General features: G+C 40.4%; 12 protein-coding genes. 1 reads left to right on the plus strand and 11 read right to left on the minus strand.

What is annotated here, in order from left to right; genetic code table 11:
• Window positions 1–22: 22 nt before the first annotated feature.
• The 10 genes from purE to ACWICE_RS01155 form a co-directional block, all read right to left on the minus strand.
• The gene (purE, locus tag ACWICE_RS01110) at window positions 23–523 is read right to left on the minus strand and encodes a 5-(carboxyamino)imidazole ribonucleotide mutase (RefSeq protein ID WP_185211127.1); all 501 of its coding nucleotides are present in this window, start codon (window positions 521–523) and stop codon (window positions 23–25) included.
• A gap of 18 nt (window positions 524–541) precedes the next feature.
• The gene (locus tag ACWICE_RS01115) at window positions 542–1684 is read right to left on the minus strand and encodes a 5-(carboxyamino)imidazole ribonucleotide synthase (RefSeq protein WP_185211129.1); all 1143 of its coding nucleotides are present in this window, start codon (window positions 1682–1684) and stop codon (window positions 542–544) included.
• Between the two features lie 8 nt (window positions 1685–1692).
• A complete protein-coding gene (locus ACWICE_RS01120) occupies window positions 1693–2205 on the minus strand; it encodes an NADH-quinone oxidoreductase subunit B (protein ID WP_093100762.1) in 513 nt (170 codons plus the stop codon).
• Window positions 2202–2789 (minus strand): NADH-quinone oxidoreductase subunit A, encoded by a 588-nt coding sequence (locus ACWICE_RS01125; protein ID WP_185211131.1) that lies wholly within the window; start codon window positions 2787–2789, stop codon window positions 2202–2204. The genes ACWICE_RS01120 and ACWICE_RS01125 overlap by 4 nt, the downstream gene beginning before the upstream one ends.
• Window positions 2790–3454: 665 nt before the next feature.
• Window positions 3455–3730, minus strand: a complete 276-nt coding sequence (locus tag ACWICE_RS01130) for a hypothetical protein (RefSeq protein WP_454297453.1) — start codon at window positions 3728–3730, stop codon at window positions 3455–3457.
• Window positions 3731–4135: 405 nt separating this feature from the next.
• Window positions 4136–5479 (minus strand): signal recognition particle protein, encoded by a 1344-nt coding sequence (gene ffh / locus ACWICE_RS01135; RefSeq protein WP_454297454.1) that lies wholly within the window; start codon window positions 5477–5479, stop codon window positions 4136–4138.
• Between the two features lie 691 nt (window positions 5480–6170).
• Complete coding sequence (locus ACWICE_RS01140; RefSeq protein ID WP_185215972.1) at window positions 6171–6800, minus strand: hypothetical protein; 630 nt, start codon at window positions 6798–6800, stop codon at window positions 6171–6173.
• A gap of 204 nt (window positions 6801–7004) precedes the next feature.
• Window positions 7005–7688 carry a zinc metallopeptidase gene (locus ACWICE_RS01145; protein ID WP_185211135.1) on the minus strand — a complete coding sequence of 228 codons (684 nt, stop codon included), beginning with the start codon at window positions 7686–7688 and terminating at the stop codon, window positions 7005–7007.
• Between the two features lie 342 nt (window positions 7689–8030).
• On the minus strand, window positions 8031–8621 hold the full coding sequence (locus tag ACWICE_RS01150; RefSeq protein ID WP_093100770.1) for an RNA polymerase sigma factor: 591 nt from the start codon (window positions 8619–8621) through the stop codon (window positions 8031–8033).
• Between the two features lie 235 nt (window positions 8622–8856).
• On the minus strand, window positions 8857–10128 hold the full coding sequence (locus tag ACWICE_RS01155; RefSeq protein WP_185211137.1) for a serine hydroxymethyltransferase: 1272 nt from the start codon (window positions 10126–10128) through the stop codon (window positions 8857–8859).
• Window positions 10129–10484: 356 nt separating this feature from the next.
• Here ACWICE_RS01155 and ACWICE_RS01160 point away from each other — a divergent pair, with 356 nt between their 5' ends.
• Window positions 10485–10838: a HesB/IscA family protein gene (locus tag ACWICE_RS01160; RefSeq protein WP_185211139.1), complete on the plus strand. Its 354-nt coding sequence runs from the start codon at window positions 10485–10487 to the stop codon at window positions 10836–10838.
• Window positions 10839–11135: 297 nt separating this feature from the next.
• On the opposite strand, the gene ACWICE_RS01165 is transcribed toward ACWICE_RS01160, so the two are convergent.
• Window positions 11136–11347 (minus strand): hypothetical protein (locus ACWICE_RS01165; RefSeq protein WP_454297455.1); only part of this gene is annotated, 212 nt, incomplete at its 5' end.

Below are 11347 nucleotides of genomic sequence, written 5' to 3' on the forward strand. Positions count from 1 at the left end.
TCTATTATCTTTCAAAAGAAGACTAAAATACCAAACGTTCTACCTCTTCAGCATTTTCCTCTACTTTTTCTTTCAGTTCTTTCTTGAAGTCCAAAATCTTAGCTCCTAATTGCTCATCACTGGTCGCCAAGATCTGAGCGGCAAGAATACCCGCGTTTTTTGCTGCATTTAAGGCCACTGTAGCCACCGGAATACCATTAGGCATCTGTAAGATAGAAAGCACGGAATCCCAGCCGTCAATCGAATTAGAAGACTTGACCGGAACACCGATCACTGGCAAATGCGTAATCGATGCAACCATGCCTGGTAAGTGCGCAGCACCACCTGCTCCAGCAATGATCACCTTCAATCCACGACCTGCCGCCTGCTCAGCAAAATCAAACATACGTTTTGGAGTACGGTGCGCCGAAACAATGCTCACCTCATACGATACCCCTAAATATTTTAAAACCTCAATGGCATCCTGCATCACTGGCAAGTCTGACTTGCTTCCCATGATTACAGCTACTTTTGCGTTTTCCATTATTATCTGAATAAAAAATTATGCTATTACTTTGATCAATTCCTGAACTTTTCTCGCATTTTCGATAGCGATTGCGCGATCTTGATTCACGATCGTCACATGCCCCATCTTGCGGAAAGGTTTTGTATATTTCTTACCGTACAAATGTACATATACCCCCTCAATGCCCAAAGCCTCCTCAATACCTTCATACCTTGCCAACCCTTCATAACCTGGCTCACCCAATAAATTGACCATAATGGCATTCGCTCTTGAAGCGGTATTGCCCAACGGCAGGTTAAAGATTGCCCTTAAATGTTGACCGAATTGCGAAGTATAGTTTCCTTCGATCGTTTGATGGCCTGAATTATGTGGTCGTGGGGCCAATTCATTGACCAAAATATCTCCATCAGCAGTCAGGAACATCTCCACTGCCAAAACGCCGACAATCTGAAGGTCATTCGCGATTTTCATCGCAATGCTTTCCGCTTTCATCTGTATATCAAAAGAATAGGTAGATGGAGAGATCAGGAATTCCACCAAGTTCACCTGAGGATTGAATTCCATTTCTACCATTGGGAAAGTCATCATTTCTCCCTTATCATTGCGGGCAACCATCACAGCGATTTCCTTTTCAAAAGGAACCAGCTCCTCTACTATACTCGGCGCATCAAAAGCCGTCTCAAAATCAGCCTGCGAATTAATCTTCTTTACACCTTTGCCATCATAACCGTCTTTACGCAACTTCTGGATATAAGGTAAAGTAATCTGGCAGTTTGCCAAACCTTCTTTATTGGATATAAATTGAAATGCCGAAGTCGGGATATCATTTTGCTTAAAGAACTGCTTCTGCAGACCTTTATCCTGGATCAACCTAATTACCCTGGATTGAGGATATACCAAAACACCCTCTTCTTCCAATGCTTCAAGGGCATCTACATTCACCTTCTCAATTTCAATCGTTACCATATCCAAATCCTTACCGAAATTATAAACGGTATCAAAATCGGCTAGCGAACCTACCTCAAATTGATTGCACAATTTCTTGCAAGGAGCATTTGGATCAGGATCCAATACATGAACGTTTACATTAAAGTTTATTGCTTCTTGGATAAGCATACGACCTAATTGGCCACCGCCTAAAATTCCTAGGCGCAAATCACCATAAAAATCTTTTGCCATAAATTATTCTATTGCTCTACTTCTACTGGGAAAATATCCCCTTTCAGCAAAGACTGTTGTTCTATTTTTTTCTGTAATTCTAAAAATGCACCGATCAGTGCTTCAGGTCTGGGAGGACAACCTTGCACATAGACATCCACAGGTATGATTTTATCAACCCCTTTGACCACATGGTAACCATGCTGCCAATACGGTCCGCCACAATTGGAACACGAACCCATGGAGATGACATATTTCGGGTCAGGCATCTGCTCATAGAGTTTCTTGATCCGGTCTGCCATCTTGAATGTCACCGTGCCGGCAATGATCATGACATCAGATTGCCTAGGCGAAGGCCTTGGGAATACCCCTAACCTATCCAAATCATAAGTCGCCGCCATCGCGCCCATCATCTCTATGGCACAGCAAGCAATACCAAAACTGATAGGCCACATCGAGGATAACCTAGCCCAATTTAAGAGGTCATCCATCTTAGCGATGATTACCCCATTATTTTGTTGCAATTGTTGGTCTAAACTCATGATTCTGAACTTGGTTTCTTAAACTTAGGCTTGAATCCCATTTTTACCGGCGAAGCGGCTTTCTCTGCCAAGACTTCCTCTATCTCCTGTTCTTTGTAATCCTTCACAACATATTGTTGTGCATTCAATTGTTCATACGCAGAAGCCGGAATCCCCACCGCAACGGTCGGTTTCACATGCCTAGGCTTGATCCAACTGATATCCCCACTTTTCCATACGTAAAGCAATCCTACGATCAGAACAGCAAGGAATATCGCCATTTCAATCAAGGTAAACCAACCCCATCGAGGATCAATGGCATTGAGTTCTGCATTCCCGAATACCGTTGCCCATGGAAAAATAAAGATCAATTCCACGTCAAACAACAGGAATACCAAGGCAATTACATAAAATCGCGGATTAAACTGTACCCAAGAAGTTCCCGTGGTCTCCTCACCACATTCATAGGTACTTAATTTAATAGGATTAGGATTTTTCGGCGACAAGATTCGAGCTAGGAACATGGTGGCACAAACCAATACGATACCAATGATAGCCATTAAAAGTATCTTACCATATTCCGATATCTGCCCGGGGTCGTCCATGTTACAAAATTAACAATTAATTCAATGCGATTTATAGGATTTTAGCTTTCTTGGCCAATCAATGTACACGAATTTACAAAATGGCCCTCCATTTTTCAAAATATCGATCCTTTTTCCGGAGAAATGGTCGGACTATAGCAATCAATTTACGTTTGGGGGTATTGGTTATGTCTTGTGGTTTGAACCAGGATGGATTGGATGAGAGGATGGACCAAGATCTGGTTTTGAACCAGGATTTAAAAGATTCGAGGATAGACCATGATTATGATCAAATGTTGCTGGAAATTCCCCGATACTATAGGGGCATATCGAATACGCACGCCCCATACAAACATGGATTTATATCATTTTCTGATTAAAGAAATACGTCGATTTTCAAATTTTCATGCGTACAATTTCTATAACCCATCCCCCAGCAGGGCTGGCATATTTGTAGAATTTGAAGGTTAGAAAGGGCCAACCCACAGCGTGGGTGAAATGTTTTTCTATACCCTTTCTGTGTCACCCTGAGGGCACGCCTGAAGGGTCTCGGAACCATCCATACTTCATTTGAAATGATTTCCTCATCTTACGATTTCGGAGTAACCCCAAATTCAAAAAAAATAAAAAAATAGATTCTTCGTTTCACTCTGAACCTCTCTCTAGCGAATTTTTATTCTGAACGATTAGTGAGGAATCTGTACGGGTCTCCACTCTACGACCCTGTCATTCTTTACCGAAGGTAAAGGACCTGTACGCCAATGCAACCCGTGGAGCAATACTTTTTTGTTGATTATAAATAAATATGGATTTGCTGTATTCCGAGATTCTTCCTTCGTCAGAAAGACAGGAAGGTAAAGGACCTGTACGCCAATGCAACCCGTGGAGCAATACTTTTTCTGCTTTCCGAGATCCTTCCTGCCTACCAGTGCCAAGTTTAATAGAAATGCATTTCTAACCATTCAGGCCCATTTTTATTTATCTGAAGAATATTTTTTATCCGCCATACATCCCCTGCGGGGATGAATAATTTTAGCATGGATGGTAAACAATATAGGGTTAATTCAAAAACGATGTTCGATTAATCGAACATCGTTTTTGCGTGATTTCCAGGCTAAGCTGACATGCCAGCTAAAATAATGGAACCCCAAAGGGGGTTCTATAATTATAAATAAAAGAGCTAATTTATTTTCATTGCCAACATGCTGTCATCACATTCCAATAAATTTATCCCAATTTTTTACCTCTCAGGACGACAAAATGGGGATGACCTCAGGTGCAGGAACTGTTCCCTCCCTCACCCTACCTCATCAAAAAAAAGAGGTTGCGAAAAATTTCGCAACCTCTTTCTATATCTTTTATAGAGCCTAGAAAGGTTTTCCAGGCATCTTAGGCATATTACGCATCATCTTGGCAGCCATACCTGGGTTAGACATTTGCTTCATGACTTTACGCATATCCGAGAACTGCTTCATCAGTTTGTTCACTTCATCAAGGCTAGTTCCAGAACCTTTTGCAATCCTGTTCCTTCTTTTAGGATCGATTGCATCTGGATTTTCACGCTCAAACGGAGTCATGGAATCAATAATGGCTTCAATCGGTTTGAATGCATCATCGTCGATCTCAACATCCTTAATTGCTTTTCCAACACCTGGAATCATGCCCATCAAATCCTTCATGTTACCCATTTTTTTGATCTGTTGGATCTGCGATTTAAAATCGTTGAAATCAAATTTATTCTTACGGATTTTCTTCTGAAGTTCCGCTGCTTGTTTCTCGTCAAATTGTTGTTGAGCACGCTCTACCAAGGAAACCACGTCACCCATACCTAAGATACGGGAAGCCATACGATCAGGGTGGAAAACATCCAATGCTTCCATTTTCTCGCCGGTACCGATAAACTTGATCGGTTTGTTTACCACAGATTTAATGGAAAGAGCAGCACCACCACGGGTATCACCATCTAATTTGGTCAATACCACACCGGTGAAGTCTAAACGGTCGTTGAAAGCTTTCGCAGTGTTTACCGCATCTTGACCCGTCATGGAATCCACAACGAACAAGATCTCATGTGGTTGAGTAGCATCTTTCACCGCGGTAATCTCTTTCATCAAAGCTCCGTCAATCGCCAAACGACCAGCGGTATCGATGATAACCACGTTTTGACCATTGCGCTTCGCTTCTTCAACACCGGCAACAGCGATTCCGATTGGATCTGTTGATTCACGATCAACATAAACCGGAACTCCAACTTGTTGTCCCAACACCTCCAATTGATCGATCGCTGCAGGACGATAAACGTCACCCGCTACCAATAAAGGTTTTTTGCCTTTAGATGCTTTCAGGAAGTTGGCCAACTTACCAGAGAAGGTCGTCTTACCAGCACCGTTCAAACCAGCAATCAAGATAATAGTCGGGTTCTTCGTAATTTCAAGCTCGGTTACCGTACCACCCATCAACTCCGTAAGCTCATCGTTCATGATCTTGGTCAACAACTGACCTGGAGAGATACTGGTCAATACATTCTCACCTAAAGCTTTTTGCTTTACATCATCGGTAAACGTTTTGGCAGTCTTGTAATTCACATCGGCATCCAATAATGCCTTGCGAATTTCTTTCATGGTTTCCGCAACGTTGATCTCTGTAATATTACCCTGCCCCTTTAATACCTTAAAGGCCCTGTCTAATTTATCCTGTAGATTTGAAAACATCTTTTAACTTTCTAAAAATCAATACTTTGTTCCGTTAACAGTATTAAACTGAAAACTTTAGGCATAAACCTGATTTGACTTAATCCTACAAATATAGCTTTTTGCTTTTTTAATTTAAGATTTTGCCTTCAATATCCCTTATTTTTCAAGGAAAAAGAGAATAAAAATGCCTAAGCACAGAATCCCTGAGCCAATATCATTAAGTTAGGTTTTTTTATGCTGAAGTTACAATCTTGTTGGGGTACACTCAACAAACTTCAATCCTTCCAGAGGAAGTTCTTTAGCCCCTGGCTCATTTCCAGTGGCGGAAAAATGGAAAGAATGCCGATGCCTGTGCGATGGGATTGGCCTTGGAATGCTTTCAATAGATCATCCCATTAAAAGGGATGATCTATTGAAAGATATTCCCGACAACATGGCATTCTTTTCATGCGCGTTGGAATGTACGAAAAGCCACCTTAAATGAGCCGAAGGTTTTACGGATTCGAGTTGTTTTTGGTATCCGTGAGCTCCTTCGTCGGTTTGGTTACTTTTGGGCTCCAAAAGTAACAAAGAATTTAAATTTTGTTTTTTTCTAAACTCAATGACATTGCCCTAAGCCTTAACTTGGGGAGTTGAAGGGACCCTGGCTCTAAATTCCCTATTCTATTGTCTTATTGTCTTTTGTCTAATGTCTAATCTCTACTTCCCCCTACTCCACAATTGCCCTTGCGTCCTTCAATTGAGTGGAGATATCACGGAACAATTGATCAAAGGTATCATCGATAATCACACCATAAGACTTCAAAAACATAGGACCTATCTTTCCTCTATGATAAGCTAATCCTTCAATGGGGGATAGCTCTCCTTTGGGATAGAAATCTGCCTGATGGAGCTTAGTGGCTACTCGCTCGAGAATCATATTGGAAATGGTTACAACATACTTTCCATCTTTCACTTCTAAAAGAAAACCGGCATTAATCACCGCCCATTCTAATTTTGGAGTCCTAGTGCTCACATATTTTTTTGCATTCTCGTGATTCGGAGTCACATTCACCAGTCGACCTGAGAATTGATTCCCATTTCGGAAATGGTCCATTAAAAAACCTTTGGCATTAATACGCATAAAAACTTCTTCTGGACTTAGGCCGGTCTCATACACCTTTTGCCAAACTAACTTACCGCTGGAATTCAACTTTAAAGTAGGAATCTCAAAAATTTCGGCTTCCTTTTTCCAGACCGTATTTCCAGCGGAATCCACTTTAATGGTCAGAACATCATTCTGGGCATAGCCAGCAAACATAAAACACATGCTCAGCATGGTAAACAGCAACTTTTTCATATGATTAGCAATTAATTAGTCTCTAAGTGTAAATCTTCTTGGAAGTTTTACTATAGCTTTTGACTGAAATATATGAAAAAAGTTTAACTGTCAGGAATTATTTTATTGTCAATTTTTTCTCAGCAATTCCGTTCAAAAAAGACATAAAACAAAGAAAGCCCTGATTGAAAAATCAGGGCTTTATTTGTATAGGTTTTATAAGCCTTAGTCTCTTCTACCGAACAAGATAGATGCGTAGTACAGTAAAGTAACCAATGCTGAAAGTGCAGCAACCACATAAGTCATGGCAGCCCATTTCAAAGCATCTTTAGCACCATCATGTTCTTCAGTGCTATGGGTAATATTGGAAGCATCCAACCAAGCCAAAGCACGTTTTGAAGCATCAAATTCTACAGGTAAAGTGATAAAGCTGAACAAAGTCGTCAATGCAAGCGCAGCAACTCCGATAGCCAACACATACACATTACCAGAGAATGCCATCATGATTACCCCGATCATCAACACCCATGTGGTCAATTTTGAGGCAACACTTACGATTGGCACCATAGCAGAACGGAACTGCAACCAAGAATAGGCTGTTGCATGTTGAACCGCGTGGCCACATTCGTGGGCAGCTACGGCAGCAGCAGCAACCGAACGTCCATGATAAACATCAGGACTTAAGTTAACCGTTCTGTGTGCAGGGTTGTAGTGGTCTGTCAATTGTCCTTCCACAGAAATAACCTGTACATCACTGATTCCATTCTCATTTAGCATCTTCTGTGCTATCTCCGCTCCAGAAAGCCCTGAAGACAGTGGCATCTCCGAGTATTTCTTGAACTTATTTCTGAAAGTAAACTGAACTATCCAGCTCACTACCATGATTCCGATAAAAATTATCCAGTACATATCTTAATATCTTATTTTTCTTTTTTCTATTATCCTATCAAATCTAATTCCAATAGATCTTTTACCACAAAGAAAGAAAAAATTACCGCGAAAACAAGTCGAAATGTACACAAAGAGGACAAAGTGACAGAAAACTTACCCAAGAGTTAAATAAAAACCAACTTCCGACCTTTAAAAATCTGAAGGATTTCTCTAAACCTTATTCGAGTCTTATTCGAGACACATTGCTGAAATTCGGAATGTGTCTCGAATAAAACCTAGTCAAAACCCAGAAGGCGATGACAAAAAATAGGCCTGCAATTTTTGCAGGCCTATTTGAAATTTATCTTGATCCTATTTATATTATCCTAATTGAAACATCATATTGTTTTCCTCGATCATCTTTCTCAAGTTGCTCAATGCATAACGCATTCTCCCCAAGGCCGTATTGATACTTACCTCTGTAATGTCCGCGATATCTTTAAAACTCATATCACAGAAAAGACGCATGATCAGCACTTCTTTTTGATCGTCAGGAAGCAATTGGATGATTTTCTTAAGATCCACATCCCGTTGATCTTTTACCATTTTCATTTCCACGCTATCGTCCGAGAACTGCAAGATTTCAAAGATATCGAAACCATCGTTATTGACTACGTTAGGTGCTCTTTTTTCTTTTCTGAAATGGTCGATAACCATGTTATGGGCAATACGCATGACCCAAGGCAAGAACTTACCTTCATCATTGTAACGACCAGCTTTTAGGGTATTGATAACTTTGATAAAAGTCTCTTGGAAAATATCTTCAGCTAAGTATTGATCTTTAACCTGATGATAGATCGATGTATAGATTTTCGTTTTATAACGTTCTAACAGTACTTGCAAGGCTCTTTCTTCGCCTTTAACATACGCTTGTACCAGTTCCTGGTCACTTTTCTTATTCAATAGTTTCATAATTATGCCTCCACAAATGATGTAAGAGTTTTCTATGTCTTTGTAATATTTTAGTTTAAGCGTAGTAGTGTTTCGATAAGCGATTTGTTTAATGTTATTAGTTCAAAGAGAATTAAAATTTCCGATTAATCAAAAAATGGATTGGTATTTTAACATTTCTTCACATTAAATCCTAATAACAAAAATGGCTCCAAAGTTATCCTTTAGAGCCATCTGAATGTTATATTTTACTCAATTACTTATATAAAGGAAATTGAGCCATCATTTCTCTTACTTTTCCGTGGATACGATCTAGCGCAGCATTGTCTGAACGATTGTTCAATGCCTCGTCGATCAACTCACCGATTTGAATGATTTCGTTTTCTTTGATTCCACGAGTTGTGATTGCCGCAGTACCGAAACGTACACCTGATGTAACGAATGGTGAGCGAGAATCAAAAGGAACCATGTTTTTATTGGTTGTGATACCTGCTAAGCCTAAAACAGCTTCTGCATCTTTACCAGAGATATCTTTGTTTCTAAGGTCTACCAACATTAAGTGGTTGTCTGTACCTCCAGAGATAATTTTATAGTCTCTTTCTACAAAGAACTGAGCTAAGGCAGCAGCATTTGTTTTAACTTGTTTAATGTATGTCAAGTAATCATCAGAAAGCGCTTCACCGTAGGCAATTGCTTTAGCAGCAATGGTGTGCTCCAAAGGACCACCTTGCGTTCCAGGGAATACCGCTAGATCCAATAATTGGGTGATCGTACGTGTTTCTCCTTTAGGCGTTTTGATGCCCCATGGGTTTTCGAAATCCTTACCTACCATGATCATACCACCACGAGGACCACGAAGCGTCTTGTGAGTCGTAGTCGTTACGATATGACAGTGAGGGATTGGGTCGTTCAATAGACCGCGAGCGATCAAACCAGCAGGGTGAGAAACGTCAGCGACAACTAGAGCACCGATTTCGTCAGCAACCTTACGGATACGGGCGTAATCCCAGTCACGAGAATATGCAGACGCACCACAGATAATCACTTTTGGTTTTTCACGACGAGCAGTTTCTTCTAATTGTTCGTAGTCGATTAGACCAGTATCTTCTTTTACACCGTAGAATAATGGTTGATAAAGTTTACCAGAGAAGTTTGCTGGAGAACCATGAGTCAAGTGACCACCATGGCTAAGATCGAATCCTAGGATTTTATCGCCAGGTTTTAAGATGGCAAGGAAAACAGCAGCATTGGCTTGTGCGCCAGAGTGAGGCTGTACGTTCACCCATTCAGCGCCAAACAATTCTTTTGCACGGTCGATGGCAATTGTTTCAATTTTATCCACAACTTCACAACCTCCATAGTAACGTTTTCCTGGAAGTCCTTCTGCGTATTTGTTGGTCAAAACAGAACCAGCGGCTTCCATAACCTGCTTGCTCACAAAGTTTTCTGAAGCGATAAGCTCAATACCTTCTTCTTGGCGTTTTAGCTCCTCGGCAATTAGATTAAAAATGGATTGATCTCTTTCCATATTGATATTTTTTATTGGGGGGTATTAAAATTTCAAATTTGTTGCAAATATAGATAATTACAAAGAAATGGGCTTATAATTACCTAAATTTCTCCAATGATTTTTAAGGATTGCCATTTTGTTAAGTTTTTTCTCAATTGAATAACGGACTGTTGAACCTCCCAATCATAAAACGACCACATGTTAGCGATAGTATTCCTGAGCCTCCCTATTCGATGAATAAGCAATTTTTCTACTGCCATATGCCCTTCATTCCCCTTCTGGTCTCTGTTTGCCGATTGTCATAATAAGGTTGCTTACTAAAAGGAAAGCGAAAAATATGTATTTTTGTAGCTGTAAATTCAGAGGAAATTAATATGGCTTCAGATAATTTGACAGCTGTAGCTCCGGTAACTTTTACCGAAGGTGCACTAAACGAACTAAACAAACTGATCGACCAACAAGAAATCGGTGCTGATTTTGGATTGCGCATTGGCGTAGAGGGTGGAGGTTGTTCAGGGATGAGCTACATTTTGGGATTCGACCAAATCAAGGATGGCGATACAGAATATAACATTCAGGGCATGCGTGTCTTTATGAACAAAGCTCATGGGCTATATTTAGCAGGAATGGAGATCGACTTTAAAAACGGTCTAGATGCTCGCGGATTTACATTCAATAATCCAAACGCAACAAGCACTTGTGGTTGCGGAAGCAGCTTCTCTGCATAAATAAAAAATATTGCCGTTAAAAGGTTTCGCCTTGTACATCGACAGTCAGTATTGAAATATCGCTAGCGAGAATACCCAAAAATCTGTTGTTTAATTTTTACACGCCTGCGCAGCAAAACTATTCAAACTGTCTATTTTGGCGAAGCCTTTTTTAATGCCTCTTCCACTTAGCATTATGATGCCCTAAAGGAATAAAATACCTACAGAATTTTCTTGGATCAACAACCAACAACCTTCGGTTTCCGCCTTCTAGTCGTCCTGACGAAGGAAGAATCTCGGAATTCAGCAAACCCATATTTATTTAAATAACAACAAAAACAGTATTGCCTCATAAGCTGCATTGGCGAACAGGTCCTGCAACTGCGGTTTCCGCCTTCCAGTCATTCTGACGAAGGAAGAATCTCGGAATACTGCAATCCCATATTTATTTAAATAACAACAAAAACAGTATTGCCTCAAAGTTTGCATTTGCGTACAGGCCCTGCAACTGCGGTTTCCGCCTTCCAGTC

Source organism: Sphingobacterium sp. NPDC055346 (assembly GCF_053645235.1).

Coding starts and splice junctions, on each gene's coding strand:
- purE (WP_185211127.1), bottom strand. CDS start 523: ATGGAAAACGCAAAAGTAGCTGTAATCATGGGAAGCAAGTCAGACTTG.
- ACWICE_RS01115 (WP_185211129.1), bottom strand. CDS start 1,684: ATGGCAAAAGATTTTTATGGTGATTTGCGCCTAGGAATTTTAGGCGGT.
- ACWICE_RS01120 (WP_093100762.1), bottom strand. CDS start 2,205: ATGAGTTTAGACCAACAATTGCAACAAAATAATGGGGTAATCATCGCT.
- ACWICE_RS01125 (WP_185211131.1), bottom strand. CDS start 2,789: ATGGACGACCCCGGGCAGATATCGGAATATGGTAAGATACTTTTAATG.
- ACWICE_RS01130 (WP_454297453.1), bottom strand. CDS start 3,730: ATGGTTAGAAATGCATTTCTATTAAACTTGGCACTGGTAGGCAGGAAG.
- ffh (WP_454297454.1), bottom strand. CDS start 5,479: ATGTTTTCAAATCTACAGGATAAATTAGACAGGGCCTTTAAGGTATTA.
- ACWICE_RS01140 (WP_185215972.1), bottom strand. CDS start 6,800: ATGAAAAAGTTGCTGTTTACCATGCTGAGCATGTGTTTTATGTTTGCT.
- ACWICE_RS01145 (WP_185211135.1), bottom strand. CDS start 7,688: ATGTACTGGATAATTTTTATCGGAATCATGGTAGTGAGCTGGATAGTT.
- ACWICE_RS01150 (WP_093100770.1), bottom strand. CDS start 8,621: ATGAAACTATTGAATAAGAAAAGTGACCAGGAACTGGTACAAGCGTAT.
- ACWICE_RS01155 (WP_185211137.1), bottom strand. CDS start 10,128: ATGGAAAGAGATCAATCCATTTTTAATCTAATTGCCGAGGAGCTAAAA.
- ACWICE_RS01160 (WP_185211139.1), top strand. CDS start 10,485: ATGGCTTCAGATAATTTGACAGCTGTAGCTCCGGTAACTTTTACCGAA.